Here is a 26,860-nt window from a genome sequence, read left to right as displayed (position 1 = left end):
AACCATGGACGCCCTTGTTCTCGGGCTGGTGCTGGGAGGGCTCTACGCCCTCCTGGCCCAGTCCTTCGTACTGACCTTCATCACCACCAAGACGCTGAACTTCGCCGTCGGTGAGTTCGTGGCGCTGGGTGCCTTCGTCGTGCTCGCGGTCGCCGGCTGGTCGTGGCTGCCCGACGTCGGCAAGCTCGCCGTCGGGGTGCTCGTCGCCGCGGTGGTGGGCGCGGCGGCCTACCGCTTCCTGGTGGTGCCGTTCATGACCGAGGGCGAGCACGACGTCCGGTGGCTGCTGTCCACCGTCGCCCTGTCGTTCGTGATGCTCAACCTCATCACGAACGTCGAGGGGCCTTCGCCGCAGCGCTCCGAGACGGCCCGGCTGTCCGGCGCCGTCGACGTGCTCGGTGCAGGGGTCAGCAAGCAGCAGCTCCTGATCGCCGTCCTAGCGGTGGTCGTCACGGTGCTGCTGGTCGTGGCGTCGAAGAAGACGTCTGCCGGCCTGGTCATGCGGGCGGTGTCGCAGGACCCCGAGACGACCTCGCTCATGGGCGTCTCGCCGCGGCTGGTCGGCATGGTGACCTACGCCGTCGCCATGGGCATCGCTGCGCTCACCGGCACCCTCTACGCCGCGACCGTCGGGGCGTCGCCGGTGATGGGGGCTCCGCTGCTGGTCGCCTCGATCGCGGTGGCCGTGGTGGGTGGCCTGTCCTCGCTCTGGGGACCGCTGCTCGGCGGCGCCCTCTACGGCGTACTCAGCGAGGTCACCAGCTACGAGTTCGGCGCCATCTGGGGGGAGACCGCCGGTCTGCTGCTGGTGATCGTCGTCCTGGTGTGGCGGCCCCAGGGACTGCTCGGACGACGCACGGAGGTCAAGCTGTGAGCATCCTCGACCAGGAGTCGCGCAGCGCGCCTCCGACCAGGGAGTCGTCCCGCCGACCGGCCCGCTGGCCGGCACGGCCCTGGGCGCGCGACGCGCTGTTCGCCGTCGCCGCCCTGGCGGTCGCGTTCATCGCCATCCTCCCGGGGCGTGACGGCGCCGGCCCCTCCATCTCCCTGATGCAGCTGGTGGCGTCGATGGCGGCGATGACCGTCGCCGCCGTCGGCCTCAACCTGCTCATGGGGTACGCCAAGCTGGTCTCGCTCGGGCAGGGCGGCTTCTACGCGATCGGCGCCTACGCGACCGCGTGGCTGGTGCTCGACGGCGGCTGGCACCCGCTGCTCGCCATCGCCGGCGCGCTCGCGCTCTGCGGGGCCGTCGGGGCGGTGGTCGCCGTCGCCTCGATGCAGCTGCGCGGTCCGCAGTTCTCCGTCATCACCCTGGTGCTGGCCATCCTGGTGGAGCGGATCCTCAACGAGGGCGCCCTCTTCGGCCGACTGGCCGGCTACCCCAACCACGCCCAGCACGGCACGACCGGGCTGCCCCCCATCGAGGTCCTCGGTTTCACCCTCGAGCCGCCGATGATCGCCAACACGGTCGCCACCGTCATGGTGCCCGTCGTGGTCGTGACCGCGCTGGTCGTCATCGTCTCCCGCAACATCGCCCGGTCACCGTGGGGGAGTTCGCTCAGTGCCATCGGCGAGAGCGAGATGCTGGCGTCGCACCTGGGCGTCGACGTCTTCCACCGCAAGGTCTCGGTCTTCGTCCTCGCGTCGGTCTTCGGTGGTCTCGGCGGCGTGATCACGACGCTGTGCTTCGCCCACCTGCAGCCCGAGACCTTCGACATCTTCCTCACCATCACGATCGTGCTCGCCGTCGTGTTCGGGGGCAGCGGCACGGTGCTGGGCCCGCTCGTCGGAGCGGTCGGCATCGTCTGGCTCGAGCAGTCCGACATCCTGGCCCAGCTCGGTGACCTGCAGCAGGAGTACATCTCCTCCCAGTGGTACCTCTCGACGCCGGGCCTGGTCGGCGTCCTGTTCGTCCTGACCCTGTTCCTCATGCCCAAGGGCATCGTCGGCACCATCGGCGCTCTGGTCATGGGACGTCGGCAGCGGGCCGACGTGGCCGAGGACGACGGCGCCGGCCTTCAGGAGACCGCCGGCCTGCCTGCCACAGCAGAGGCGGTGTCCGACGCCTCGGTCGACGGCGCCTCGCCGGCGGGGCGCGCGGGCGAGCCGCTGCTCGTGATGAGGGGGGTTGGCAAGAACTTCGGCGGGCTCAAGGCCGTGGCCGACATGGACCTGACAGTGGGCCGCGGGCAGATCCACGCGGTCATCGGGCCGAACGGAGCCGGCAAGTCCACGCTCGCCAACCTGCTCACCGGTGTCTACAAGCCCAGCTCGGGTTCCGTGCGGTTCGAGGGGCGGGAGATCACGGGCCTGGCGCCGCACAAGGTGGCGCGCGCGGGAGTGGCGCGCACGTTCCAGACGCCTCAGCTCTTCCACGACGCGACGGTGCTCGACAACGTGCTCGCCGGTTTCCCCGACACGGGGCGCACACCGTTGTGGGCGGCAGCGCTCAAGCCGCCGTCGCGCTACCGGCGGGACGCGGAGATGCGTGCCGAAGCGGAGCGCCTCCTGAACTTGGTGGGCCTTACCGAGTTCACCAGGCTCCGGGCCGGTGAGCTGCCCTACGGCAAGCAACGTGCACTCGAGATCGCCCGGGCCTTGGCGAGCCAGCCGGAGCTCATCGTGCTGGACGAGCCGGCCGCCGGACTGCTCGCCACCGAGACCGCCGGCCTCGGTGACCTGCTGTTGTCACTCCGGGCGCACGGCTACGCGTTGATCGTGGTGGAGCACCACATGGACCTCGTGGCGAGGATCGCCGACCAGGTCACCTGCATGGATCAGGGGCGCCTGCTGTCGCGCGGCACCCCGCAGCAGGTCCTGTCCGACGAGGGCGTCGTCTCGGCATACCTCGGCAAGCCGATGGAGGAGCACTCATGAGCCTGGAAGTCGACCGGCTGGAGTGCGGCTACGACCGCGCGCCGATCCTGCACGGTGTCAGCCTGCGGGTCGGCCCGGGGGAGCTCGTCGCCGTCGTGGGGTCCAACGGGGCGGGGAAGACCACGCTGGTGCGGACCATCGCCGGTCTGCTGACCGTCCGCTCTGGCGACCTGCGGGTCGACGGCAGCTCCTTCGCCCGGACCTCTGCCGCGCGGCGAGCCCGGTCGGGGATCGTCATGGTGCCTGAGGGCCGCCGGCTGTTCCCCCAGCTGACCGTGGGGGAGAACATCGAGATGGGCCGCCGCGCCGCCCGCGGGCGCACGGGCGGGGAGGACCCTGTCGCCGCGCTGCTCGACGCGTTCCCGATCCTCACCGAGCGCTGGGACCAGCAGGCGAACCTGCTGTCGGGAGGCGAGCAGCAGATGGTGGCGCTGACCCGGGCCGTGGCCGCCCGGCCGCGGTACCTGCTGCTCGACGAGCCGTCGCTGGGGCTGAGCCCCCTGAAGACGCTGGAGGTCTTCCGCCTCATCGAGATGATCCGCGAGCGCACCGGTGCCGGGATCCTGCTGGTGGAGCAGATGGCCGACCAGGCCTTGCAGGCCGCCGACCGCGCCTACGTGCTCGAACTAGGACGGGTGTCCATGGAAGGTCCGGCCGCCGAGGTGCGGGCCTCCGACGAGGTGCGCCGGGCCTACCTCGGCGTCGCCGGCTGAGGAGCAGAAGATGTTCGACTTCGGGCCCCGTTCCCAGGAGCTGGTCGTGCGCATGCACGACTTCCTGGCCGACCACGTCTACCCGGCGGAGGCGGTGTTCGCCCGGCAGGTCGAGGAAGCCGGGTATCCCCGTCCGACGCCGCCGGTGCTCCAGGAGCTCAAGGAGACCGCACGCGGGCTCGCGTTGTGGAACCTTTTCCTCCCGCACCCGGAGAAGGACCACGAGCCCCTCTCCAACCTCGAGTACGCGCCGATCGCTGAGCTGAGCGGCCGTAGCCTCGAGCTCGCGCCGGAGGCCATGAACTGTGCGGCTCCGGACACCGGGAACATGGAGCTGCTCTCCATGTTCGGGACGCCGGAGCAGAAGGAGGAGTGGCTGCAGCCGCTCATGGCCGGCGAAATCCGGTCGGCGTACGTGATGACCGAGCCGCAGGTCGCGTCGTCCGACGCCGGCAACATCGAGACCACGATCGAGCGGGACGGCGACGAATGGGTCGTCAACGGCCGCAAGTGGTGGATCTCCGGTCCGATGCGGGAGGACTGCCGGCTGCTGATCCTGATGGGCATCACCGATCAGGATCCCGGCGCCTCCCGGCACCGTCGGCACAGCATGGTCCTGATCCCGCGCGACGCCCCCGGGGTGGAGGTGGTACGCGAGCTCGACGTGTTCGGCTACAAGCCGTTCGAGACCCACGTGGAGATGCGGTTCACCGATGTCCGGGTGCCGGTCGACAACCTGCTGGGCGAACCGGGGGCCGGCTTCGCCATGTCGCAGGCGCGCCTCGGCCCCGGGCGCATCCACCACTGCATGCGGCTGATCGGCGCCGCGGAGCGAGCCCAGGAGCTGATGATCGACCGGGCGGGGCGCCGTTCGACGTTCGGCAGCCCCCTGGTCGAGCGCGGCGTGATCCGGGAGTGGATCGCCGACTCCAGGATGGAGATCGACCAGGCCCGGCTGTACACCCTGCGCACGGCGTACCTGATGGACACCGTGGGCAACCGCGAGGCGGCCAGCGAGATCTCGGGCATCAAGGTGGTCGTGCCGAACATGGCGCGCCGCGTGGTCGACCGGGCGATGCAGGTCTTCGGGGGCGCCGGCCTCTGCCAGGACACCCCCCTCGCGCGGATGTACGCGGAGACGCGGATCGTCCGCATCGCCGACGGCCCCGACGAGGTGCACCGCCGAGCACTGGCGCGGACCGAGCTGCGTCGCTTCGAGGCGGTCACGACCCCGGTACCGCGCGGTGCCACCAGTCACCTGGCGCTCTGAGCGCAACCACACACGAGGGGAGCAGGCGCGGGCCATGGGTCTGTCACGCAACGTCTTCGGGATGCTCGAGCGCACTGCCGAGTCGCACGCGGGTGACCGTCCGGGGTACGGCTTCGAGGGGGAGGTGCGCACCTTCCGCCAGATGCGCGACGCCGCCCTCGCGGTGGCCGGCGGGCTGTACGCCCAGGGCGTCCGCCCCGGCGACAAGGTCGCCGTGATGATGGGCAACCGGCTGGAGTGGGTGGAGGTGTACTTCGGCCTCGCAGCGCTCGGCGCGGTCTGCGTCCCGGTGAACGTGCTGCTCACCGGCCCGGAGATCGCCCACGTGTGCCGTGACAGTGCCGCCCGGTGCCTGGTCATGGACGAGGTCGCCTCTCGCGGGCTGGCGGGGCTCGAGCACGACTTCGACCTGGTCGTCACGGTAGGTCACGTGGCCGTCCCCGGAGGGGCCCGGCAGGTGACCTGGCAGGAGGTCACGGCCGGCCACGGGCTGCCCGAGGAGCACGTCGGGCCGGACCTGGACGACACGTTCCTGCTCTACTACAGCTCCGGTACGACCGGGTTGCCGAAGGCGGCCGAGCACAGCCACAACGGCGTGCTGTGGAACGCGATGGGGCAGCTGCAGGGGCTGTCGCTGCAGAGCCATCACCGCTACTTCGTCATCCCGTCGCTCTCCTGGGCGGCAGGGTTCCACAACCTGGTGATGGCGCTCACGTGGAACGGCGGGTACGTCGAGCTGCGGCGGACGGGTGGCGGTTCCATGGAGAACATCGTGGCCTCCGTCGAGGAGCACCGGATCACCCACGTGATGCTCGTGCCGAGCCTGCTCCGGGAGCTGGTCAGCCGGCCGGACCTCATGGAACGGCTCTCCGCCAGCACGCTGGAGTGGATCGTCACCGGAGCCGAGCCGGTGCCGCGCAAGGTCATCGAGACCGTGTGTCGCGGCGTCCCGGGCGTCGACGTCTGCCAGGGCTACGGCCTGTCGGAGTTCCCGACGATCACCACGGTCCTCCTGGCCGACGAGGTCTTCGACCACGAGGGGTCCGCCGGGCGTCCGCTGCCGCACACCGAGGTCGCGGTGCGCGACGACGAGGGGCGGATCCGCCGCCACGGCCGCGGTGAACTGCTGATCCGGTCGCTCGCCTCGATGAAGGGCTACCACGACCGGCCGGAGCAGACGGCCGAGGTGTTCCGCGACGGCTGGCTGCACACCGGCGACCTGGTCGAGCTCGACGAGGAAGGCTTCGTCACCATCGTCGGCCGGACCAAAGACATGATCATCTCGGGGGGCCTGAACATCTACCCCAAGGAGATCGAGGACGTCATCCACCGGATTCCCGGCGTCCAGGAGTGCGCGGTCGTCGGCGTTCCACACGAGCGTTTCGGCGAGTCGGCGGTGGCCATCGTGGTGACCGACGACCCGGCGTTCGACGATGCCGAGATCCGGCGCGCGTGCGAGGCGCAGCTCGCGTCCTACAAGCGACCGCGCCAGGTGATCGTGCGCGGTGAGCCGCTGCCGCGGAACGCGAACGCCAAGCTGCTCAAGCGTGAGCTGCGCCCCTGGGCGGCCGAGCGCCTCGGCGTGGCGGAGTGACGACGGCGTGAGTGCCGCGCAGCGGTGGGGGATGACCGTCCCGCTGGAAGGGCTGCCGCTGACGAGGCAGGCCGACGTCGCTCGCGAGCTGGAGGACCTGGGGTACACCGACCTCTGGACCGCCGAGGGCATGGGCACGGACGGCTTCACCCCGCTCGCCGTCGCGGCGGCGGTCACCAGCACGGTGCACCTCGGGGTGGCCGTGGCCCCCGCCTTCACCCGCGGACCGGCGCTGCTGGCGCAGACGGCCGCGACGATGGTGGCGACCGCGCCCGGGCGCTTCACGCTGGGCATCGGCGCGTCGTCCGACGTGATCGTCCAGCAGTGGAACGGCATCCCCTACGAACGGCCGCTGTCCCGCTGCCGCGACCTGCTGCGCTTCCTGCGAACGGTGCTGGCGGGCAACCAGGCCGACCATCGGTACGAGACCTTCGCGGTGCACGGCTTCCGGCTCGGCGTGGTGCCCGACCCGCCACCGCGCCTGCTGCTGGCTGGGCTGCGCGACAAGATGCTCGGTCTGGCCGGCGCGGAAGCCGACGGTGCGGTGCTCAACTGGATCTCCGCCGACGACGTCGCTCGTGTCGTGCCGCAGGTCCACGCCGGCGGACCGGGTAAGGAGGTGGTCGCGCGGATCCTCGTCGCGCCCACCGCCGACGCCGAGCACGCCCGCGCGGTCGGCCGGCGGTTGATCACCGCCTACCTCAACGTGCCCGTCTACCGGGCCTTCTACGTCGCGCTGGGCCGGGACGACCTGGAGCCGATGTGGAAGCTCTGGGCCGACGGGGACCGTCGGGGTGCCGTCGACGCCGTGCCCGACCACGTGGTCGACCAACTCGTCGTGCACGGATCGCCGGAGGAGTGCCGGGAGCACGTCCGGCGTTTCGTGGACCGTGGCGTCACGGTGCCGGTGGCGCACCTGCTGCCCGTGGGGGTCGACCCGTTGCAGGCGTGCCGCGACCTGGCCCCTCGCTGAACCGGGGTCGCACGAGAGCCGCGACCGATGAGCAGACCGATCGAAGCAGACCGACGAGGAGAGACATGGAGCAGGAGTTCGCGGGCAAGGTCGTGCTGGTCACCGGCGGCAGCCGGGGGATGGGCCGGGAGATCGTCCACGCCTTCGCCGAGCGCGGTGCCGACGTGGTCGTCGCCAGCCGCAAGCTGGAGAACTGCGAGACAGTTGCCGCCGAGGTCCGGGACAAGTACCGGGTGCGGGCCCTGCCGCTCGGCGTCAACGTGAGCTCGTGGGCCGACTGCGACCGTCTCGTCGACGACGTCTACGGCGAGTTCGGCCAGGTCGACGTGCTGATCAACAACGCCGGGGCCTCGCCGCTGTACCCCAGCCTCGACCAGGTCACCGAGCAGTACTTCGACAAGGTGATGGGCATCAACCTCAAGGGCCCGTTCCGCCTCAGCGCGCTGATCGGCACGCGGATGGCCGAGGGGGACGGCGGCTCGATCGTGAACATCGGGTCGATCGAGGCCATCCGGCCCCAGCCGATGGCGCTGCCGTACGCGGCGGCCAAGTCGGGCCTGCACACCCTCAGCGAGGGCTTCGCCCAGGCGTTCGGCCCGAAGGTCCGGGTGAACACCATCCAGGCCGGAGCCTTCCTGACCGACATCTCCCAGGGCTGGCCCGACGGGCTCAAGGAGGAGATGGAGAAGAAGGTGGCCCTCGGCCGGTGCGCCGAGCCCTCCGAGGTCGTCGGAGCAGCCCTGTTCCTGGCCGGCTCCGCCTCCTCCTACGTCACCGGGGCAGTACTGCGTGTCGACGGGGGGTGGCGGTAGGCCGCCCGGGCGGACGGCGACTCGCGACATGGCCGCACCACCGCGCCCGAGCCCGTCGGTGCGCCATCCGGGCTCACCCCGCACCAGCCGCCGCGACGTGATCCTGCGGCCGGCGATCGACCGGCTCACCGCCGTCGGCTATCACGGCACGTCGCTCCGGGACATCGCCGACGGTGCCGGCGTCACGACGACCTCGATCTCCCACCACTCCGGGTCCGAGCAGGAGTCCTGCGCGAGATCAGGGTGGCGGCGATCTCCGAGGCCGTGGAGCTGACCCGGGGCGGCCTTCCGGGCTGCGCCCGACGACCCGGTCGAGCAACGGGCTCTACCCAGCGGGAAGGACATGTGATGGACCTGCTTGAGGCGATGCGCACGACCGGGACCTGCCGCCGGTACGACACCCGGGACGTGCCCGACGCCGTGCTGTACCGGGCCTTCGAGGCGGCCCGATTCGGCCCGCAGGGCGGCAACCGCCAGGCGGTCCGCTGGGTCGTCGTCCGGGACCCAGAGCTCAGGGAGCGGCTGCAGGAGCTGTACCTGCGGCACTGGGATCCGTACCACCGGAGCATCACCGAGGGACAGGTGCGCGTCGGCGGGAGCACCGGAATGCTGACCGCCGCGGACCAGTTCGCCCGGACGCTGGCCGCCGTGCCGGCGCTGGTGGTGGTCTGCGCCCGGATCGAGGACCTGCAGGTGACCGACGTCGACACCGGGCGGGTCAGCGTCGTCGGCGGAGCGTCGATCTACCCGCTGGTGCAGAACCTGTGCCTCGCCCTACGCGACCAGGGCGTGGCCACCGCGGTCACCACCCTGCTGTGCCGGGAGGAGGCTGCGGTGCGCGCGCTGCTCGGAATCGCTGACGACCACCTCACGGCGGCGACCCTCGCCATCGGCTACCCCGCCCGGGGGTTCCCGACGAAGCTGCGGCGTCTGCCCGTCGAGGAGGTGGCCTACGCCGACCGGTTCGGCTCACCGTTGTTCGACGGGCCGCTCCCGGGGGCGCCCGGCGGTCCCGACCGGTCCACGCGGTAGCGGACGGCTGCCCGGGACCGATGGACGCCGTCCCACCGCTCGTGGCGCGGTGGTGGATGCCTGCTGCGATCCGGCCCACCGTCGGGTCGACCGAACGACCGAGAGGATGAGACCTTGGAACTGGCCGAACTCCTGCGCACCCGGTACTCCTGCCGGGCATTCCGCCCCGACCCGGTGCCCGACGACGTCATCGACGAGGTCTTCCGGCTCGCCCAGGCGACGCCGTCGTGGTGCAACACCCAGCCGTGGCAGGTCCACCTGCTCAGCGGCGAGGCGACCGCCCGGTTCGGCAAGGCGCTCGGGGAGCATGTGCTCAGCGGCGCCGAGGAGGCGGCCGACCTCGGACTGCCGGCGTACACCGGCGTGCACGCCGAGCGGCGCCGCGAGTCCGGCTACGGTCTCTACTCGGCGCTCGGCATCGCGCGCGAGGACCGCACCGCGCGAGCGGTCCAGATGTTCAAGAACTTCTCGTTCTTCGGCGCCCCCCACACGGCGGTGGTGACCTCCGACCGCGCCCTCGGCACCTACGGCGCCGTGGACTGCGGCGCCTACGTCGGCACGCTGATGCTGGCGGCCCGCTCGGTCGGCCTCGGCGTCATCGCCCAGGGTGCCGTCGCGACGCGCTCGGACTTCGTCCGCGAGTGGCTCGGCCTCGGCGACGACCGGCTCGTCGTCTGTGCGGTCTCCTTCGGCTACGCCGACGGCGCCGACCCCGTCAACGGCTTCCGGACCAGCCGCGCGAACCTCGACGCCGTCCTCCACCGCGTCGACTCCTGACGCACCTCCGCCCGTCGCTGCCCATGACGCGGCACGGCCCCGGCTCGTGGAGCCGGGGCCGTGCCACCGGAGCCGGGCGCCTACTTGGGTGGCATCCGGATGCCACCGTCGACGCGCACCGTCGCGCCGTTCATGTAGGAGTTGGTCACGCACTCCACGACCATGCTGGCGAGCTCGTCGCCGGTGCCGAGGCGGTGGGGAAAAAGCACGGACTCACCGAGCTTGGCCTTGAACTTCTCGGCCTCCTCGCCCTGGCCGTAGATGGGGGTGTCGATGAGACCCGGCGCGACGGTGTTGACCCGGACGCCGATGGCGGCCAGGTCACGGGCCACCGGCAGGGTCATCCCGACGACCCCGCCCTTGGAGGAGGAGTACGCCGCCTGGCCGATCTGGCCGTCGAAGGCGGCCACGGAGGCGAGGTTGCAGACGGCGCCGCGCTCGCCGGACTCCAGCGGCTCGGTACGGCTCATGGCGGTCGCCGCGAGCCGGATGGCGTCGAAGGTGCCGATCAGGTTGATGGCGATGACTCGCTTGTAGGCGTCGAGGTCGTGCGCGGACCCGAACTCGCCGTCCCGGCCGACGGTGCGCTGCGCCCAACCGACACCTGCGGAGTTCACTAACACGCGCAGCGGACCGAGCTCGACGGCGGCGGCGACGGCCGCCTTCAGCTGCTCGGTGTCGGTGACGTCGACGTGCACGAAGGTGCCGCCGATCTCGTCGGCCAGCGCCTGGCCGGCCTCGTCCTGCACGTCCGAGACGACGACGCGGGCGCCGAGCCCGGCGAGCCGGCGAGCGACAGCGGCGCCGATGCCCGACGCGCCCCCTGTGACTATGGCGGATGCTCCGGTGATGTCCATGCGCGCAGCCTAACGAAGCGAACGTTCGCTTAAACGGTCGATAGGATGGATCCAGCCACCGATCACCTGCTTGCCGGCCGATGCGATTGCTTGACCACGAGCCGTTCGACGACGCCCGGTGGGAAGAACGGGCCTGCATCCTGAGGACGAGAAGGGAACGTCATGGTCATGCGTCGAGTACTGGCCCGGGAGTTCGGCCCCCCGGAGGACCTTGTGGTGGAGAAAGCCGCTGTTCCGTCACCTGACGAGGGCCGCGTGCTGGTGGAGATGCGCGCCGGCGTCGTCAGCTTCGTGAACTCCCTCCTCGTCCGGGGTGCGTACCAGGTCAGGCACCCGCTGCCCTTCGTCCCCGGCACCACGGGCGTGGGCATCGTCCGTGCGGTCGGACCCGGCTGCGGCACCTCCTGGGTGGGCAGGAGGGTGGCGATCACCCAGCTGGAGGGCGGGTGCCTCGCCACGCACACCCTCGTCCGGCGCGACGCACTGGCGCTCGTGCCCGACGACGTCCCGGACCCCCTCGGGCCGCGGTGCTGGAGGCCTGGTCCACGATGCAGCTCGCCCTGACGCGCAGGCATCGTCTGCGGCCCGGCGAGACGGTCCTGGTCCTCGGTGCCGGCGGCGCGATCGGTCGGGCTGCCGTTGACGTGGCGAGCGCGCTCGGTGGTCGGGTCATCGCCGCCGGCTCCAGCCGGGGCCGGATCGAGTGGGCGGCCGATCGGGCGGGTGTCGACCTGCTGGACCTCTCGGCCTCGGGCCTCGCCGATGGCGTGCGCGACCTCGCGCCCGGTGGCATCGATGTCGTGGTCGACCCGGTGGGCGGCCCGCTGGCGTCGGAGGCGCTCAAGTCCCTCGCCCCGTTCGGGACCCATCTCGTGCTCGGCTTTGCCTCGGGCGACATCCCGCGCTTCGGCGCGAACCGGGTCCTGATCGCCAACAAGACCGTCGTCGGCGTTGACCTGGGGCACGCGCTCGGTCACGACCCGACCCTCGCCGAACGGCTCATGTCCGAGGTCCTGGAAGCGGTGTCGGCGGGACGCTATCGCCCCTGCGAGCCCGCCGAGTGCGAGCTGGAAGACGTTCCGGGCGTGCTCGCGGACATCGAGCGCGGTTCGCGCAGCGGGCAGGTGGTGGCGACCATACGGGGTTCGACCGGCTAGTGGCCGGACGCGCCCCGGCCCTGGCGGCCGCCGCCGTCATCCGGGCGGCAGCAGCGGCGCACGGCCCAGCTCGGCCTTCGCGATCGAGCGGAGGTGGACCTCGTCCGGACCGTCGAACAGCCGCATCGCGCGGTGCCACCCGTACATGCCGGCCAGCGGGGTCACGTCCGTGACCCCGGCGCCGCCGTGCAGCTGGATGGCGCGGTCGATGACCCGGGTCGCGGCCCGGGGAACGCTGACCTTCGCCATCGCGACCAGGTCGCGCGCGGCCTTGTTGCCCTGCGTGTCGATGACGTGGCAGGCGTGGTGGCACAGCAGCCGGGCCTGCTCGATCTCGAGCCGGGACTCGGCGATCTGCTGCTGCACGACGCCCTGGTCGGCGAGCGGCCCGCCGAAGGCCACCCGCTCGCGGGCCCGCTGCACCATCAGCGCCAGCGCCCGCTCGGCTGCGCCCAGCGCGCGCATGCAGTGGTGGATCCGTCCGGGGCCGAGGCGTGCCTGCGCCGCAGCGAAACCGCCGCCCTCCTCACCGATGACGGAGGTGGCCGGCACACGCACGCCGTCGAAGCGCACCTCGGCGTGGCCGTGCTGGTCGTGGTGCCCCATGACCGGGTAGTCGCGCACGACCTCGACACCGGGGGTGTTGCGCGGCACCAGGACCATGGTCTGCTGCCGGTGCGGCGAGGCCGTCGGGTCGGACTTGCCCATGAGGATGAAGAAGGCGCACCGGGGATCCATCGCGCCGCTGGTCCACCACTTCCGGCCGGTGATGACGAGCTCGTCGCCCTCCCGCTCGATCCGGGTGGCGATGTTGGTGGCATCGCTGCTGGCGACGTCCGGCTCGGTCATCGCGAACGCCGAGCGGACCTCGCCCGCGAGCAGCGGCTCGAGCCACTGCTCCTTCTGCTCCTCGGTGCCGAGCAGGTGGAGCAGCTCCATGTTGCCGGTGTCCGGCGCCGCGCAGTTGATCGCCTCGGGGGCCAGCTCCAGGCTCCAGCCCGACAGTTCCGCGATCGGTGCGTACTCCAGCTGCGTCAGGCCGGACTCCGCCGGGAGGAAGAGGTTCCACAGCCCCTCGGCCCGGGCCTCTGCCTTCAACCGCTCGACGACCGGTGGGACGTCGTGCCCGTCGGGGCCCGAGGCCCTCCGGTGACGCCGGTACTCGGCTTCCGAGGGCAGGACGCTGTTCTGCATGAACGCGACCATGCGCTCGCGCAGCTCGCGTGCCTCGGGGGAGGGGGAGGGGAGGGCGTACTCGAGCACGGGCACTCCTGAACAAACCGATCAATTGGTCGGTCTGAACCTAGGGTCCGGCCGTCCCTCCGTCAACGCACGGCGCGGACGACGTCCCGGGCGAACTCGACGTAGTCGCGGGCGACCACCTCGGGGGACGAGGGGCCGGTAGGTGACCACCACGTCGGCAGAGCGGTGCACATCGTGACGACGGCACGCGCCGCCTGGCGCGGCAGGGGCGTGGCCATGAGGCCGCGCCGGCAGCCCTCGGACACCTCCTCGTCCACCATCCGCTGCACGGCCAGTCGCGCGGCCGCGATCCGGCTGCGGTCCGGCTCGTCGACGCTACGCATCTCGCTGGCGCCGATGAAGCCCAGCTCGCGGCGATGAGTGTGGTACAGCGCCAGGCACTCGACGAGCCGGGCGAAACGCTCGACCGGCCCATCACCCTCGGCCCGCGCGGTGCGGGCGCGATCGAGCAGGTCGTCCATCGTGAGGTCGAGCAGTGCCACGAGGAGGTGCTGCTTGGTCGGCCAATGGTGGTAGATGCCCGCAACGGACAGCCCGGCGCGCTGAGATATGTCGCGGATGCTCGCGCCGTGGTAGCCGAGCTCCACGAAAGCGCTCAGTGCACCGGCGAGCGGTGGCGCCAGTTCCAGCCGGGGGAAGTCGCGCCAGGTCCGGTCCGGAACCGAACCCCGGGTCGGGGGAGGTCTCAGATCGTCGGGTTCGGTGCCGAACAGCCTCGCGGCCGCGGCCAGCCGGGGTTCGCTGATGCCGGTGTGCCCGTTCTCCACGGCGCTCCACGTGGCTGCGCTGACGTCGAGCGCCCGGGCGGTGTCCCGCAGGGTCAGGCCGGCGGCGCGGCGGGCCTCCCGCAGACGCAGGCCCAGCGGCTCGCGGGCCGCCGCTGTGCTCGTCCCCTCGGACGGTCGCACCCTGCTGTCTCCTCCCGACGCGAGCCTCCGGACGGCTTGACAAGCCCGGCCGACGAGTGGAAGGTACCAGCCATCTGTTCAGATCTACCGATCGATCGATCGGCTCTCTCCGGGAGGATGGCGTGCCGATCCCCAGGACGGATCCGCCGTCGACGTCCCCCGACGACGCGGGAACGTCCCTCGGCGGCCGGGTCCGCCCGCGGGGCGCGATCCGCGTGACGCCCCGCTGACGCCTGCGCGGCACGCTCCCTCCATCGACCGGCTCGTACGAAGGACCGCCATGTTCCCGGGTATCCACGCAGCGCAGGCGCCGGACCGGCCGGCAGTCATCATGGCCGGCCGAGATGCCCGGCTGACCTACGGGGAGCTGGAGGAGAACTCCCGGCGGCTGGCGCACCGGCTCCGCGCGGAGGGCTTCCGGCGAGGAGACGTCATCGGCCTGCTCTCGGGCAACGACGTCCGCGTCTTCGAGGTCTACTGGGCCGCGCAGCGCACCGGCCTCTACGTCACCGCGATCAACAAGCACCTGAGTCATGACGAGATCCGGTACATCCTGGAGGACAGTGGCGCGAAGGCCCTGTTCCTGGGTCCGGGGATCGGGGAGCTCGCGACGGGGTTGAGCACCCACGCGGGCGTGCGCTACGCGGTGGCCATGGACGGGGCACCGCAGGACTGCGGCGTCTGGCACCGCTACGCGGACGAGCTCGCCGCCGCCCCGGACGAGTCGCTTGCCGACCAGCCACGGGGTGGCGACATGCTGTACTCGTCGGGCACGACGGGACGGCCGAAGGGCATCCGCCCTCCGCTGCCCGACCGGCAGGTCGACGAGCCCGGGGACACCATGGTCGCGCTCTTCGGGGACCGCATCGGCCTTGGGCCGGACACGGTTTACCTGTCACCCGCGCCGCTCTACCACGCCGCGCCGCTGCGCGTGTGCGCCACGGTGCAGGCCCTCGGGGGCACCGTGGTGGTGATGGAGAGGTTCGATGCGGAGCAGGCCCTGGCCGCCATCGAGCGGTACCGCGTGACCCACAGCCAGTGGGTGCCCACCATGTTCGTGCGCATGCTCAAGCTGCCGGCCGAGGTCCGCGACCGCTACGACGTCTCCAGCCTGCGGGTCGCCGTGCACGCGGCCGCGCCGTGCCCGGCCGACGTCAAGCGGCAGATGATGGACTGGTGGGGGCCCATCCTGCAGGAGTACTACTCCTCGACCGAGGTGGCCGGGATGACATGGGTCGACTCGGACGAGTGGCTGACCCACCCGGGCTCGGTCGGACGGTCCATCCTCGGCACGCTGCACATCTGCGACGAGAGCGGCGAGGAGCTGCCGACCGGCGCCGTCGGGACGGTGTACTTCGAGCGCGACGCCCGCCCCTTCGAATACCACAACGACCCGGAGAAGACCCGGTCGGCCGAGCACCCGCAGCACCCGAACTGGACGACGGTCGGCGACATCGGTTACGTCGACGAGGACGGCTACCTTTACCTCACCGACCGCAAGGCCTTCCTGATCATCTCCGGCGGGGTGAACATCTACCCGCAGGAGATCGAGGACGCGCTCGCGCTGCACCCCGCCGTCGCCGACGTGGCCGTGATCGGCATCCCCGACGACGAGATGGGCGAGCAGGTGAAGGCCGTCGTCCAGGCCGCCCCCGGGGTGGAGGTCGGCGAGGAGCTCGCCGCGCAGCTGATCGCCCACGTCCGCTCGCGGCTGGCCGGCTACAAGGTGCCGCGCAGCGTGGACTTCGTCGACGAGCTGCCGCGGACGCCTACCGGGAAGCTGGTCAAGGGCCCGCTCCGCGACCGCTACCGCGCGAGCGCCACGCCGGTCGCCCAGTGACGGGCGCCCACCCGTCCCCGGAGGAGCCGCCGCTGGAGGCGGACCTTGCCCTCGTCCTGCTGGAGGAGTGCCCGTGACTGCCGTCCGGTACGAGCAGCGTGACGGCGTCGCCCGCATCACGCTCAGCGACCCCGATCGCGGGAACGCGCTGAGCCCGCCGACGGTCGCCGAGCTGGCCAGGGCGGTGCGGCGAGCACGAGCCGACGACGTGCACGTGGTCGTGCTCGCCGGCGAGGGCCGCGCCTTCAGCGTCGGTGGCGACGTGTCGGCGTTCGCGGCGGCCGAGGACACCGAGCAGATGGTCGACGACCTCGCGGAGGCCCTGCACCGTGTGGTCAGCGACCTGCACCGAATGGACGCCGTCGTGGTCTCGGTCGTGCAGGGCACGGCGGCCGGTGCGGGGGTGCCGCTGGCCGCGGCGGCAGACCTGGTGCTCGCCGCTGTGTCGGCCCGCTTCACCCTCGCCTACACGAAGATCGGGTTCTCCCCGGACGGTGGCAGCACGTTGCTGACGGCATCGCTGGGACTGCACCGCGCGCTCCGGCTCGCCCTGCTCAACTCCGTCCTGACGGCCGAGGACCTGCGTGCCGCGGGGCTGGTCGCGCAGGTCTACCCGGACGACGAACTGGCAGCGGCCGTCGAGGACGTGGTCGCCGGCCTGCGGGCCGGGTCGAGGGAGGCCCAGGTCGCGGCCAAGCGGCTCCTCCGCGAGACGGCCACGCCGGCGGCGGAGGCCGCGCTCCGCCGGGAGACGCTCTCGATCCGGGCGCGTGCGGGGAGTCCCGACGGCCGCGAAGGCGTGGCGGCCTTCCTCGCGAAACGGACACCCAGCTTCCCCAGCAGCCTGCGATGACGCAGGACGAGCCGCTGCCGGACCAGCCTCTCGTAACCGGAACCCCGGACGAGCACCCAGGCAGGACGAAAGGACGACGGACATGCGCGACGCAGTGATCGTGGAGGCCGTGCGGACGCCGGTCGGCAAGCGCAACGGTGGGCTGGCGGGGACGCACCCGGCTGATCTGTCGGCGCACGTGCTGACCTCCCTGGTCGAGCGGGCGGCGCTGGACCCGGCGCTGGTCGACGACGTCGTCTGGGGCTGCGTGTCCCAGGTCGGCGAGCAGACGTTCGACATCGCCCGGACCGCAGTGCTCGCTGCCGGCTGGCCCGAGACGGTCACGGGCGTGACCGTGGACCGGCAGTGCGGGTCCTCGCAGCAGTCGGTGCACTTCGCCGCCGCCGGCCTGATCGCCGGGCAGTACGACGTCGTGGTGGCAGGCGGGGTCGAGTCGATGAGCCGGGTGCCGATGGGCGCCGCCGTCGGGCACGCGGACCCCTTCGGCACGCGCTTCGCCGCCCGCTACGACGGCGTGTTCCCCAACCAGGGCATAGGCGCGGAGATGATCGCCGAGCGGTGGGGGCTCTCCCGGCAGCAGCTCGACGAGTACTCGGTCGCCTCGCACGAGAAGGCCGCAGCCGCCCGCACCGAGGGACGGTTCGAGGCGCAGATCGCCCCCGTCGACACCGACTCAGGGGTCGTCGCACAGGACGAGGGCATCCGCGAGAGCACGGTGGAGAAGTTGGGCACGCTGAAGAGGGTGTTCAAGCCCGAAGGGGGTGTCATCACCGCCGGGAACTCCTCGCAGATTTCCGACGGTTCCGCGGCGCTGCTCATGACCACCAGCGAGAAGGCCGCCGAGCTGGGCCTGCGCCCGATCGCCCGCGTGCACACCGCCGTCCTGGCGGGCGCGGACCCGGTCATCATGCTGACCGCGCCGATCCCGGCCACGCAGAAGGCGTTGGCGAAGTCGGGGCTGTCGATCGACGAGATCGGGGCGTTCGAGGTCAACGAGGCCTTCGCCCCCGTCCCGCTCGCGTGGCTGGCCGACCTCGGTGCCGATCCGAAGGCGCTCAACCCGAACGGCGGCGCCATCGCGCTGGGCCACCCGCTCGGCGGCTCGGGTGCGCGGTTGATGACCACCCTCGTGCACCACATGCGCGACAACGGCATCCGCTACGGCCTGCAGACCATGTGCGAGGGCGGCGGTCAGGCCAACGCCACCATCCTCGAGCTGCTCTGAGCCGTCGCCGGCCTTACCGAACGCCGTGCCGGGTGCCGCGTCATCGAAGTTGCCGGGATCGGTCCCGGCCCGCCCGCCGCCATGAGGTACCGACATCGGTGGTGACGGGGGGCCGCAGCGGGCGTGCCGCCCCGGACGGCGGATCGGCGACGCGGAGTCTCGCCCCCATCGTGGGCGGCCCACGGTACGTGCCCGTAGGCCGGAAGACCTTGCTGCGCCTCGACGAGCGCGCGGACGTGCCGCCTGCAGGAGGTCGGTCGGGGTGCCCCGAACGGGGGGCGTCGGACCGGCCGACTGCCGGGCGTCAAGCCACTCCGGTCCACGGCTGGACGACCGGTCGCGGCCCGGCCGGCGGAGTCGATCCGTCCACCTGGGGAAAGGGAGAACCTCACGGGCAGAGCCCGTGGGGTTTGGAACGGTGTCCGAGGGGCGACACGCTACATACGCACACGCTTGAAACTGCCAGCCCGCTGAGTGTCGAGGCGACCTGTTCCCGGGTGGTCCCGGGGCGGTTCAGACCGGGCCCTTGCGCTCGACTGCCGGTCGACCGGAGTGGCCCGGTCCTGCTACATGAGACGGTCGAGGCACCACTGACCATGGCAAGCAGATCCAACAGTTTTCCGGATGCTGGATCAGCAGGCCGAACGCAACTGCGCCGAAGACGAGGAGGACGAGGACCAGGAGGAGGACGCCAGGCGCCGTTGAGGCCGGGCCGCCAGCCGGGGGTCTCCGGCCGCAGTTCGGGCAAGCGGGTGCGTTGCGTGCCACGGGGTAGTGCCCGCAACTTCGGCAGCGACGGAAGCTCAACATGGTCGTGTCCTCTGCTCCGTGCCATCCCCCGGCGTGGTTCGAGTCCTGGGCGGGGCCAGCGGCTGTCGGCACGGCACCCGTACGAGCGGCCACAGCCGTCGGCATGACTATGAGCACCTCCCGGCGGGGATGTGTCCCGTTCGCCGGAGCCGATTGCCCGGACGTGACCGCTGGAATGCCAAGGCTGGCTTCTCGAGCCGCCGAAGACCGGGATGGTTTCCCGTCGGTGACCACCCGATGGGTGTCCTCCCGGTGGCCGGCACCGCCGAGAGGACACCCCGGTGTCCCTCAGGCCCAGGCGGGCCGGAGGACGAGGATCGGGCAGAGATGGAAGCCGACGGGCGGGTTCCAGCAAGTGCCCTCGGCCGGCCGGTAGGCAACCGGGTCGAGGACGCCGACCGTCTCCGGAGGGACCGGGGAGGTGCCAGCGGTAGCCGGTGAGGCCAGCGCCAGAGGGCTCGCGAGAGCGGCGCTCGCGACGAGCGCGAGTGCGGTGGGACGGATTCGCATGACGGGTCCTTTCAGCGGGATGAGGGGGCGGCCGGGTGTCCGGGCCGGCGGCCGCGGGCAGTGGTTCCGTGCGTCGTCCGTGTCGGGCTGGTCACGTCTCCCAGGACCGGCAGTCCGGGTGTGCGCGTCGGCCGGCATGTCGTTGCCGTGTACGTGCTGCCGGCGACGAGCGTCCGGTCGACCACGCCGTCGCCGCAGAATGCGGGCGCCCGGTTGTGTCCGTCGATGAAGCCGCCGGCGGACTCGAACGGGTCGGCCGGATCGTCGGGAACAGCGACCTCGAAGTGCAGGTGCACGCCATCCGCGCAGCCGATGTCGTCCTCGTAGCCGAGGAACGTGCCGCGCTCGACGACGTCCCCCTCGCTGAGGCCGGCGTCGTCTCGCACCGACCCGGGGGACAGGTGCGAGTACTTCGTCCACTCCCCGGAGGCGTGCCGGATCCACACGTAGTTGTTGGGCGCATAGGTGCGGGTGCAGTGCTGCTCGGAGTGGACCGTGTTGCCGTCCTCGATGGCCACGACCCGCCCGGCGTCTGCGGCCACGACCTGGTGGGGACCCCGGCCGCCGACCCCCACGAGGTCGAGGCGGCCACGCACCGGGCTGTGGGTCTCGGCGTCCCGGGTCACGCGCACCCGCGTGCCATCGGCGTAGGGAATCCGGTAGAGCCCTTTGGAGCCCTCCAGAGTGGCGGCGCCCAGGGGCGTGATCACCCGGGGCGGGTCCTGCGGTGGGGTATTGGCCGCCGCAGGCCCGGGCCACAGAATCGGAGTGAGCAGCAGGGCGCCGCATGTCACGAGGGGTCCGAGCGATCTCCGTCCAGCGTTCATCGTCGCCTCCCGTCAGGTGGGATGAGGGTTCGGTGCCGGCGCTAGCGCATCCGGATCCAGGGGCCGCTGCAGTCTTGGACCTTGAAGGTCCGGCTCGGGTACGCCGAGTCCCAGCCGACCGTGACCGGTGAGACACACGGAAAGCCCTCGTCGACGAGGACGGTGCCGGTGGTGCCGGTCACCACCACGCGCCGAATGCCGTCGGGGTCGGATACCCGGCACTCGACGTGGTTGGGGACGGCGCAGTCGATGGTGGTGTCCGTGGTGCGGGCGGTGAGGTCCCCAATGACCGGAACGGGGATCGAGGCGGCCGCCGCGGGGGCGGCGGTGATGATCAGGGCGGTGCCGGCAACTGCCGCGGAGGTGGCGATCCGGTTCATGAGGATCTCCCAGAGATCGTCTGTTGGGCTGCTCGGAGAGCCGAGCGCGGACACCAGCAACGCTGGCGGGCACGGGGGGTGCGGGGACAGGGGGCAGGCCTGCCTCCTGGGCGCGGGTCCACACGACCGAACGGGGGCGCCGGATCCGGGGATCACCCCCCGCCGCGGAGCATGCGGGCGGCCAGAGCGCGCAGCCTCAGGCCTGGGCCGGTGGTGCCTGCACGAAGGCGCAGGGTCGGGTCTGCACCCTGGCCGGCGACCGCCAGCGGAGTCAGCCTGCTCCGGTGGACGAGGTCGACGCTTGCCCGGTCGTGGTGGTCGACGACCACCCGGGGGCCAGGCGCGCCCTGGCCGGGGTGGTGGCGGCCACGCCCGGGCTGCGCCTCACGGCCAGCCTGAACTCAGGAGAGTCGGCGGTCGCCCACCTGGTGGTGGCGACCGCACCGGTCCTCGTGGTGATGGACGTGCGGATGCCCGGGCTCGGCGGAGCGGAGGCGGCCGCCCGGATCGCCGACCTCGGCCGGGGCCACGTGGTGGTCCTGGTGTCCGCCGACGACGACGTCGGGCTGCTCCTGGCCGACCGGCCCGGCGTCGCCTTCGTCAGCAAGTCCCGGCTCACCGGGCGTCGCCTGCTGGAGGCCTGGCACGCCCGGTAGGGGCGGCCCGCGGCCGTTGTTGCCGATCGGGACGCTCAGTACCGTCGAAGCGTGAGCGGTCAGGGGGACCCGCCCCGGTCTCGTCGCACCCCGGCACTTGATGATGTTGCCGGGCCGCTGGAGCAGGACCTCGTGCCGCTGCCGGTGCTGGTCCGCAGGCTGTCCCGGTCGGTCGTCCTGAGCGCCGCCGCGGGCCTGGCCGGGATCCTCGGCGTGGCGCTGGTCTATGCGGCGGTCCTGCGGTCAGGCTGGGTGCTGCTGATCCTGGTCACCGCGGTGCTCCATCAGGCCGCGCTCGCGTGGATCCTGCTGCTGTGCCGACGCGGTGCCGTCGCGCGGGCCGCGGTCCTCTTTTGCCTGGCCGACTGGCTGATCGTCGTCGCGGTGCTCCTGGTGGTTCCCGAGGTGGCCCCCGCCCTGGTGCCGATCATCGTGGCGCGGATCGTCAGCACCCTGCCGTACCTGGACCGGGCAGCGCTGCTGCGACTCGTCGCGGCCTCCCTCGCCGTCGGCCTCGCCGTGGGGACCCTGAGCCGGCTGCACCCCCTCGGTGTCGAGCACATGATCCCCGGCTGGGTGATCACGGCCTTCGTCGTCGTCTTCGTGCCGGTCGCGCTGGGGATCGTCGGGCTGGACCTGTGGCAGCACTCGGCGACGCTGCTGGAGCTCACCCAGCGGGCGCTGCGCGCCAACGCCCGGCTGCAGGCCTCCGAGCGGGCACTCGCCGAGCAGGCCGCGGAGCTTCGTCGGTCCCGGGCGCGCCTGGTCGCCGCCGCCGACGAGGAGCGCCGACGGGTCGAGCGAGACCTGCACGACGGCGCGCAGCAGACCCTCATCGGCCTGTGCCTCGAGGTGTCCCTCCTCGCCGAGCAGGCACCGGAGGGCGCCCGCCTCCGCACCCAGCTGCGCCGCCTCGAGGAGACCGCGCAGGAGGCCGTCACGGAGCTGCGCGAACTCGCCCACGGCCTCTATCCCCCCGTGTTGGCGACGCAGGGTCTGGCGTCGGCGTTGCAGGCGGTGCTGCGCCGCTCACGGCTGCCCGTCCGGGCGGAGGTGGCGGCGATCGGCCGACGCCCGCCCGAACAGGAGGCGGCGGTGTACTTCTGCTGCCGGGAGGCCCTCCAGAACGTGGAGAAGCACGCCGGCCCGGGGGCCGAGGCCCGCGTCGCGCTGGCCGAGGACCCCGACGGAACGCTGCGGTTCTCGGTCGTCGACTCCGGTCGCGGCTTGGACCCCGGGCGGCCCGATGGGCACGGGCTGATCAGCATGCGCGACCGGCTGGCCGCGGTCGGGGGATACCTGGAGGTGTCCTCCTCCCCGCGGGGCGGCACCCGCGTCGCGGGGACGATCCCGCCGGCCCACCCCGGCGCGGTCGGGCTGGCTCCCACCGTCGCCGCGGGAGACTCGACGTGACGGTCACCGTGGTCGTCGCCGAGGACCACCTGCTGGTCCGCGAAGGGCTGCGGCAGCTGCTGGACGGTGGCGACACGACGGTCCTGGCCACCGCGGACGACCTGCCCTCCCTGCAGGCCGCCGTCACCGAGCACCGTCCGGCTGTGGTCATCACCGACCTCCGGATGCCACCGACCGGCACCGACGAGGGCATCCGCGCCGCACGGTGGCTTCGCGAGGCGCATCCCGACACCGGCCTGCTGCTGCTCAGCCAGTACCTCGACGTCGGCGGGGCGCTGGCGCTGCTGGCCGACGGCGGGCGGGGGCGGGGCTACCTGCTCAAGCAGCACGTCACCCGGCCCGACGTCGTCCGCCGAGCGGTCCGGGAGGTCGGCGACGGCGGCTGCTACGTCGACCCCGACGTGGTCGAGCTCCTCGTGCACCGCGCCTCCTCCCGCAGCCGCCTGGCCGCGCTCACCTCCCGGGAACTCGAGGTCCTCGCGCAGATGGCCCAGGGGCGAAGCAACACGGCGATCGCCCGGGAGCTGTTCGTCACCTACCGCGCGGTCGAGAAGCACATCAACTCGCTGTTCGCCAAGCTCGGGCTGGCCGAGGAGGACAGCGTTCACCGCCGAGTTGCGGCGGTGCTCATGTACCTCGACGAGCAGCCCTGAGCTGACGGCGCGGCCGCGCGGGCCGGAGCCGTGCCGGTCCTGAACTGTGGTGCCCACCTCCGACAGGTGCTCGCGCTGGCCCCCTCGTCGGGCCGCCGGAGCGGCCCGACCATCGGTCGCAGCGCTCCTCGACCGCTCGAGCGCCGTCCTGATCGGAGGAAGGCAGATGGCCCGCAACCTCACCCTCTACAACGTCCTGAAGGACGCCGCGTTCGTCCTGCCGCGCATCGACGCCGACGGTCTGCACGAGACCGAGGAGCTGACCTTCGACCCGCCGGACGACATCGTCCTCGACGACGGTGACGTCCGGTACTGGCCGGTCCTGTCCTACCGAGCCGACCCGTCGAACGGCGCGGACGACGTCAAGCTGACGGTGTCGGTACGGGACAACAGCGGCGCCACCCGGGAAGCCAGTTCGTTCACCCTGGGCGGAACCGTCTCCCGTGCCGTCTTCGAGGCGGTGAAGCCGAGTCACCTGCACTCGGGACGAAGCAAGATCATCTTTTCGACCGACGCCTCGCACGGCTCAGGCGAGGTCGCGGTCAGCGACGTGATCGTGTGGTTCACCCGTCGCGTGAGCAGCTGGGGCTGACGATGGCGTCGACAGCGAGCTCGTCGTCGGCTGGGCCTCGCCGGCCGTACCCCACGCCGATGGCCTCTGCCGCCAGAGGTCGGTCAGGACCCGGGGTGCTCCCGGACGTGGTCGCGGGTCGGCAGCACTCCGGCACCGGCCGGCGTCACGGAGCAGTTCGGGGCTGCCCGCGCCTCGGGCCGCCCGCCGGGGCCCTGGTCGCCGGACCGCGGGGGGCCGCCGCATGACCGTTCCCGCGATCACGTTCTCCGTCGAGCCGGATGTGGCCGGCAGCATCGTCTGCCTGCGCATCGCACCGGAGCGCGCCGGAGCGGCTCCGCTCGCGATGATGGGGCTGCGCATCAGGATCAAGAACAACGAGGCCGATGCGGTCGTCCTGAGCCGCATCGACGTGCTCTTCCCCGGACGCCCCGACCTGACCGCCCAGATCCCCCGATCCCAGCGCATCGGCGCGAGCGCGACCGAGACGGTGTACCTCGCGCCGTCGGAGGCCATCAGGATCGAGGGCCAGCTGCCGGCCGTCGTCCGGGTCCGGCTGTCCTTCAACGGGTTCGACGAGCCCAAGGAGATCGAGCGCCCACTCCGGCCGCACCGATCCGGGGTCCCGGCCGGCAGCTACGCCTTTCCCGGCCGCGCGGCGGATCTGGAGACGGACGAGTACTTCACGCACAACCGACGTCACACCGGCGGCGAGCAGTTCTTCGGCTACGACATCGGTGTGCAGGGCTGGGACCCGGATCAGCAGGAGTTCACCCCCTTCCGACCGGGAGCGGACCGGGACACGAACGCCGGCCGGCGCGCCTGGAGCACACCGGTGTACGCGATGGCGGACGGAGCCGTCATCACCGGCCGCAACGACCGGGAGGACAACCCCTCACCCGGCACACGGGTCGTGCAACGACGCGGGGACGCGTCGACCGGCAGCGTCAGCGCCATGGCGCTCGCACGGTTGTCCTCCGAGCGTGTCGCCAGCGTGCGCCGGTCCGGGCGGGGACGGCTCCAGCTCGACGTCTGGGACCTGGAGGACGACGGGGCGGAGGTGATCCGGCGGGGACAGGCCGGCACGGACCCGGTCACCGACGTCGCCGCCGAAGCGCTGACCGCCACACGCCTGGCCACGGCGGCCCGAAGGCCGGACGGCGTGCTCGACGTCACGGTGTGGTCGGTCTCCGCCGACGGGACCCACGCGACCCCCGCAGCGAGCCGGACGGCGAGCGCGGTCCTGCGGCTGTCGCTCGCCGCGCTCGACCGGCGCCGGTTCGTCACCGCGGTCGCGACCGCCGAGGACGCGCTGCGGGTCATCGTCTGGGAGGACGCCGGGGCCGAACTTTCCCTCACGGCCCACGCATTCGCCGGCCAGGTGCGGGACGTCGCGGTCGTCGGCCTCGGCAGCAGGCAGTTCGTCACCGCCGTCCGCACGGAGCAGAACGGACTCAAGCTCATCAGCTGGCGTGTTGGTGCGGACGGGCGGACCCTCACCCGGGGCGCCTCGGCCGCTGCCGGGCCGGTCACGGACCTCGCCTGCACGCGGCTCAGCCCGGAAACGGTCGCCACGTGCGCTCGGGGGGCGTCGGGCCGGCTCGACATCCGGGTGTGGCGCATCGGCCGGGACGACGGGGGCATCGAGGCGGTGACCACGACGACCTGGGAGCCGGTCGGAACGGTGGCGGCGGCGGCCACGTTCGAGAACTCCTTCGTCACGGCGGTCACCGTCGACGGGACGCTGCGCGTGCTCCTGTGGCGGTACGACACCGATGACGAGCGGATCGTGTTGTGGGGGGAGGGCCGCGCCGGGCACACGGACCTCGTAGCGGTCACGGCGGTCGGTCGACACGGGGCCGGGGTCGTCACCGCGGTGCGAACCGACGCGGGGGCCCTGAAGCTCATCGCCTGGCACCTGGGCAGCGGCGGGGGCAACAGCCTGCGGATCCTCCACGGTGACGAGCTAGTCCTCTACGCCCATCTGCGGAGCGGTTCGGTGCCCGACGCTCTCACCGTGCCCGGCCGTGTGGTCGCCCGGGGACAACGCCTGGGGTTGCTCGGCAACTCAGGTTCCTCCAGCGCTCCGCACCTGCACGTTCACGCCCAGCGGGTTCCCGCGGGGACGTCGCCGGCCGACCTGATCGCCGCGATGAACGGCGGCGACCCGCCGGCCATGCCGTTCCGGCCCCTGCCCTTCGGCGGGGCCCGGGCGATGCGACTCGACGAGGTTGTCCCTGAGGGGCAGGGACAGAACCCGTTCACCGAACTCGACGGGCACGGTCTCTACTTCTTCAAGGCGGCGGTCCGGCCGGACTGATGCTCGGCGCCGCGACGATGCGGGTTTGCGGTGCCCGGAAACTTTCAGGACGTGCTCGCTGCTCGCACACGGCTTCGGCCGCCCGGCTGAGCGCTGCCCCATCGGTCACCGAAGAGACGTGGTAGCGGGCAGGACAAGGCATCAGCAGCCGCTCGTCGGCCACTGGCGCTGGACGGCTCACCGGGCAAGGAGGCCGCACCCGCGACCCTCCGCGGCGGCCCGATGGTGAGCGGGGTGGGCCGAAAACCGACACGGCGTGGCCGGTGCCCAAGTCCAGGAACAGGTGGTCCGGGCTGCACGCCATCGGGCACCGACACGTCCCGGACGTCGCTGTCCCACGTCGACCTGTGCGGAATGTCGGCCAGCAGCCCACTGCACCAGACCGAAGGACTTCGGCCTGCCGGCGCCGAAGATGGCGATGACCTGCGGCTCGAGCTTCACGCCGGGTCTCCACGCCGAGAAGCACTCGAAGGGGGCGTCCGAACGGGACACGTGAACTGCCAGCCGTGCCCGGGCGGTTGGCCTTCCCTCACGCGTCGTCCTCACCTACCGTGCCGCAGGTCCGGTTC

Annotated in this window: 26 protein-coding genes; 20 read left to right on the top strand and 6 right to left on the bottom strand. The window is 72.1% G+C overall.

Annotated features, from left to right (window positions below; all coding sequences use genetic code 11):
• Nucleotides 1-4: 4 nt before the first annotated feature.
• The 10 genes from CHB94_RS19915 to CHB94_RS19870 all read left to right on the top strand — a co-directional run bounded on the left by CHB94_RS19915 (nucleotide 5) and on the right by CHB94_RS19870 (nucleotide 10,048).
• Nucleotides 5-874, top strand: a complete 870-nt coding sequence (locus CHB94_RS19915) for a branched-chain amino acid ABC transporter permease (protein ID WP_089338303.1) — start codon at nucleotides 5-7, stop codon at nucleotides 872-874.
• Complete coding sequence (locus CHB94_RS19910) at nucleotides 871-2,877, top strand: branched-chain amino acid ABC transporter ATP-binding protein/permease (RefSeq protein ID WP_089338302.1); 2,007 nt, start codon at nucleotides 871-873, stop codon at nucleotides 2,875-2,877. The genes CHB94_RS19915 and CHB94_RS19910 overlap by 4 nt, the downstream gene beginning before the upstream one ends.
• The gene (locus tag CHB94_RS19905) at nucleotides 2,874-3,590 is read left to right on the top strand and encodes an ABC transporter ATP-binding protein (RefSeq protein ID WP_089338301.1); all 717 of its coding nucleotides are present in this window, start codon (nucleotides 2,874-2,876) and stop codon (nucleotides 3,588-3,590) included. The genes CHB94_RS19910 and CHB94_RS19905 overlap by 4 nt, the downstream gene beginning before the upstream one ends.
• 10 nt (nucleotides 3,591-3,600) lie before the next feature.
• A complete protein-coding gene (locus tag CHB94_RS19900; RefSeq protein ID WP_089338300.1) occupies nucleotides 3,601-4,860 on the top strand; it encodes an acyl-CoA dehydrogenase family protein in 1,260 nt (419 codons plus the stop codon).
• Nucleotides 4,861-4,894: 34 nt separating this feature from the next.
• Nucleotides 4,895-6,454 (top strand): class I adenylate-forming enzyme family protein, encoded by a 1,560-nt coding sequence (locus CHB94_RS19895; RefSeq protein ID WP_089338299.1) that lies wholly within the window; start codon nucleotides 4,895-4,897, stop codon nucleotides 6,452-6,454.
• A gap of 7 nt (nucleotides 6,455-6,461) precedes the next feature.
• A complete protein-coding gene (locus CHB94_RS19890) occupies nucleotides 6,462-7,427 on the top strand; it encodes an LLM class F420-dependent oxidoreductase (RefSeq protein ID WP_089338334.1) in 966 nt (321 codons plus the stop codon).
• A gap of 65 nt (nucleotides 7,428-7,492) precedes the next feature.
• The gene (locus CHB94_RS19885) at nucleotides 7,493-8,239 is read left to right on the top strand and encodes an SDR family NAD(P)-dependent oxidoreductase (protein WP_089338298.1); all 747 of its coding nucleotides are present in this window, start codon (nucleotides 7,493-7,495) and stop codon (nucleotides 8,237-8,239) included.
• Nucleotides 8,240-8,267: 28 nt separating this feature from the next.
• A complete protein-coding gene (locus CHB94_RS19880; RefSeq protein ID WP_089338297.1) occupies nucleotides 8,268-8,513 on the top strand; it encodes a TetR/AcrR family transcriptional regulator in 246 nt (81 codons plus the stop codon).
• A gap of 74 nt (nucleotides 8,514-8,587) precedes the next feature.
• Nucleotides 8,588-9,271 (top strand): nitroreductase family protein, encoded by a 684-nt coding sequence (locus CHB94_RS19875; RefSeq protein ID WP_089338296.1) that lies wholly within the window; start codon nucleotides 8,588-8,590, stop codon nucleotides 9,269-9,271.
• Between the two features lie 114 nt (nucleotides 9,272-9,385).
• Entirely contained in the window at nucleotides 9,386-10,048 is a 663-nt protein-coding gene (locus CHB94_RS19870) for a nitroreductase (protein WP_217899393.1), read from the top strand.
• Nucleotides 10,049-10,128: 80 nt separating this feature from the next.
• On the opposite strand, the gene CHB94_RS19865 is transcribed toward CHB94_RS19870, so the two are convergent.
• A complete protein-coding gene (locus CHB94_RS19865; RefSeq protein ID WP_089338294.1) occupies nucleotides 10,129-10,905 on the bottom strand; it encodes an SDR family NAD(P)-dependent oxidoreductase in 777 nt (258 codons plus the stop codon).
• Between the two features lie 162 nt (nucleotides 10,906-11,067).
• Between CHB94_RS19865 and CHB94_RS19860 the strand changes: the two genes are divergently transcribed.
• Nucleotides 11,068-11,469 carry an alcohol dehydrogenase catalytic domain-containing protein gene (locus CHB94_RS19860; protein ID WP_089338293.1) on the top strand — a complete coding sequence of 134 codons (402 nt, stop codon included), beginning with the start codon at nucleotides 11,068-11,070 and terminating at the stop codon, nucleotides 11,467-11,469.
• A complete protein-coding gene (locus tag CHB94_RS19855; RefSeq protein ID WP_141137573.1) occupies nucleotides 11,454-12,062 on the top strand; it encodes a zinc-binding dehydrogenase in 609 nt (202 codons plus the stop codon). Before CHB94_RS19860 ends, CHB94_RS19855 begins: the two co-directional genes overlap by 16 nt.
• A gap of 36 nt (nucleotides 12,063-12,098) precedes the next feature.
• On the opposite strand, the gene CHB94_RS19850 is transcribed toward CHB94_RS19855, so the two are convergent.
• Both CHB94_RS19850 and CHB94_RS19845 read right to left on the bottom strand, forming a co-directional pair.
• On the bottom strand, nucleotides 12,099-13,325 hold the full coding sequence (locus CHB94_RS19850; RefSeq protein ID WP_089338291.1) for an acyl-CoA dehydrogenase family protein: 1,227 nt from the start codon (nucleotides 13,323-13,325) through the stop codon (nucleotides 12,099-12,101).
• A 62-nt stretch (nucleotides 13,326-13,387) separates the two neighbouring features.
• A complete protein-coding gene (locus CHB94_RS19845) occupies nucleotides 13,388-14,233 on the bottom strand; it encodes a TetR-type transcription factor C-terminal domain-containing protein (RefSeq protein WP_254920794.1) in 846 nt (281 codons plus the stop codon).
• A gap of 280 nt (nucleotides 14,234-14,513) precedes the next feature.
• Between CHB94_RS19845 and CHB94_RS19840 the strand changes: the two genes are divergently transcribed.
• The 3 genes from CHB94_RS19840 (at nucleotide 14,514) to CHB94_RS19830 (ending at nucleotide 18,151) form a co-directional block, all read left to right on the top strand.
• Nucleotides 14,514-16,073, top strand: a complete 1,560-nt coding sequence (locus CHB94_RS19840; protein WP_089338290.1) for an acyl-CoA synthetase — start codon at nucleotides 14,514-14,516, stop codon at nucleotides 16,071-16,073.
• A gap of 73 nt (nucleotides 16,074-16,146) precedes the next feature.
• Nucleotides 16,147-16,926, top strand: coding sequence for an enoyl-CoA hydratase-related protein (locus CHB94_RS19835; RefSeq protein WP_089338289.1), 780 nt, complete (start codon nucleotides 16,147-16,149; stop codon nucleotides 16,924-16,926).
• 82 nt (nucleotides 16,927-17,008) lie between these two features.
• On the top strand, nucleotides 17,009-18,151 hold the full coding sequence (locus CHB94_RS19830; RefSeq protein ID WP_089338288.1) for a thiolase family protein: 1,143 nt from the start codon (nucleotides 17,009-17,011) through the stop codon (nucleotides 18,149-18,151).
• A 1,098-nt stretch (nucleotides 18,152-19,249) separates the two neighbouring features.
• Here CHB94_RS19830 and CHB94_RS19825 read toward each other — a convergent pair.
• The 3 genes from CHB94_RS19825 to CHB94_RS19815 form a co-directional block, all read right to left on the bottom strand.
• Entirely contained in the window at nucleotides 19,250-19,471 is a 222-nt protein-coding gene (locus tag CHB94_RS19825) for a hypothetical protein (RefSeq protein WP_089338287.1), read from the bottom strand.
• A gap of 11 nt (nucleotides 19,472-19,482) precedes the next feature.
• On the bottom strand, nucleotides 19,483-20,181 hold the full coding sequence (locus CHB94_RS19820; RefSeq protein ID WP_176445660.1) for a M23 family metallopeptidase: 699 nt from the start codon (nucleotides 20,179-20,181) through the stop codon (nucleotides 19,483-19,485).
• A 158-nt stretch (nucleotides 20,182-20,339) separates the two neighbouring features.
• Nucleotides 20,340-20,678, bottom strand: coding sequence for a hypothetical protein (locus CHB94_RS19815; RefSeq protein ID WP_089338285.1), 339 nt, complete (start codon nucleotides 20,676-20,678; stop codon nucleotides 20,340-20,342).
• Between the two features lie 284 nt (nucleotides 20,679-20,962).
• On the opposite strand from CHB94_RS19815, the gene CHB94_RS25375 reads away from it, so the two are divergent.
• From CHB94_RS25375 to CHB94_RS19790, 5 genes are all read left to right on the top strand, one after another.
• The gene (locus tag CHB94_RS25375; RefSeq protein ID WP_176445659.1) at nucleotides 20,963-21,334 is read left to right on the top strand and encodes a response regulator; all 372 of its coding nucleotides are present in this window, start codon (nucleotides 20,963-20,965) and stop codon (nucleotides 21,332-21,334) included.
• 51 nt (nucleotides 21,335-21,385) lie between these two features.
• Nucleotides 21,386-22,747 carry a sensor histidine kinase gene (locus CHB94_RS19805; protein ID WP_141137572.1) on the top strand — a complete coding sequence of 454 codons (1,362 nt, stop codon included), beginning with the start codon at nucleotides 21,386-21,388 and terminating at the stop codon, nucleotides 22,745-22,747.
• Entirely contained in the window at nucleotides 22,744-23,400 is a 657-nt protein-coding gene (locus CHB94_RS19800) for a response regulator transcription factor (protein ID WP_089338282.1), read from the top strand. Before CHB94_RS19805 ends, CHB94_RS19800 begins: the two co-directional genes overlap by 4 nt.
• 166 nt (nucleotides 23,401-23,566) lie before the next feature.
• On the top strand, nucleotides 23,567-23,992 hold the full coding sequence (locus CHB94_RS19795; RefSeq protein WP_089338281.1) for a hypothetical protein: 426 nt from the start codon (nucleotides 23,567-23,569) through the stop codon (nucleotides 23,990-23,992).
• Between the two features lie 223 nt (nucleotides 23,993-24,215).
• A complete protein-coding gene (locus CHB94_RS19790) occupies nucleotides 24,216-26,291 on the top strand; it encodes a M23 family metallopeptidase (RefSeq protein ID WP_217899392.1) in 2,076 nt (691 codons plus the stop codon).
• Nucleotides 26,292-26,860 lie beyond the last annotated feature (569 nt).

This window comes from Blastococcus mobilis, assembly GCF_900188025.1.
Taxonomy (GTDB): Bacteria; Actinomycetota; Actinomycetes; order Mycobacteriales; family Geodermatophilaceae; genus Blastococcus_B; species Blastococcus_B mobilis.
This window is presented reverse-complemented; position numbering and strand designations above follow the sequence as displayed.

Bases quoted from the DNA above. Each gene is read 5' to 3' on its own strand.
- CHB94_RS19905 (WP_089338301.1), top strand. From the start codon at position 2,874: ATGAGCCTGGAAGTCGACCGGCTGGAGTGCGGCTACGACCGCGCGCCG.
- CHB94_RS19865 (WP_089338294.1), bottom strand. From the start codon at position 10,905: ATGGACATCACCGGAGCATCCGCCATAGTCACAGGGGGCGCGTCGGGC.
- CHB94_RS19825 (WP_089338287.1), bottom strand. From the start codon at position 19,471: ATGCGAATCCGTCCCACCGCACTCGCGCTCGTCGCGAGCGCCGCTCTC.
- CHB94_RS19795 (WP_089338281.1), top strand. From the start codon at position 23,567: ATGGCCCGCAACCTCACCCTCTACAACGTCCTGAAGGACGCCGCGTTC.
- CHB94_RS19860 (WP_089338293.1), top strand. From the start codon at position 11,068: ATGGTCATGCGTCGAGTACTGGCCCGGGAGTTCGGCCCCCCGGAGGAC.
- CHB94_RS19885 (WP_089338298.1), top strand. From the start codon at position 7,493: ATGGAGCAGGAGTTCGCGGGCAAGGTCGTGCTGGTCACCGGCGGCAGC.
- CHB94_RS19790 (WP_217899392.1), top strand. From the start codon at position 24,216: ATGACCGTTCCCGCGATCACGTTCTCCGTCGAGCCGGATGTGGCCGGC.
- CHB94_RS19815 (WP_089338285.1), bottom strand. From the start codon at position 20,678: ATGAACCGGATCGCCACCTCCGCGGCAGTTGCCGGCACCGCCCTGATC.
- CHB94_RS19915 (WP_089338303.1), top strand. From the start codon at position 5: ATGGACGCCCTTGTTCTCGGGCTGGTGCTGGGAGGGCTCTACGCCCTC.
- CHB94_RS19840 (WP_089338290.1), top strand. From the start codon at position 14,514: ATGTTCCCGGGTATCCACGCAGCGCAGGCGCCGGACCGGCCGGCAGTC.
- CHB94_RS19895 (WP_089338299.1), top strand. From the start codon at position 4,895: ATGGGTCTGTCACGCAACGTCTTCGGGATGCTCGAGCGCACTGCCGAG.
- CHB94_RS19880 (WP_089338297.1), top strand. From the start codon at position 8,268: ATGGCCGCACCACCGCGCCCGAGCCCGTCGGTGCGCCATCCGGGCTCA.
- CHB94_RS19875 (WP_089338296.1), top strand. From the start codon at position 8,588: ATGGACCTGCTTGAGGCGATGCGCACGACCGGGACCTGCCGCCGGTAC.
- CHB94_RS19830 (WP_089338288.1), top strand. From the start codon at position 17,009: ATGCGCGACGCAGTGATCGTGGAGGCCGTGCGGACGCCGGTCGGCAAG.
- CHB94_RS19900 (WP_089338300.1), top strand. From the start codon at position 3,601: ATGTTCGACTTCGGGCCCCGTTCCCAGGAGCTGGTCGTGCGCATGCAC.
- CHB94_RS19855 (WP_141137573.1), top strand. From the start codon at position 11,454: ATGCAGCTCGCCCTGACGCGCAGGCATCGTCTGCGGCCCGGCGAGACG.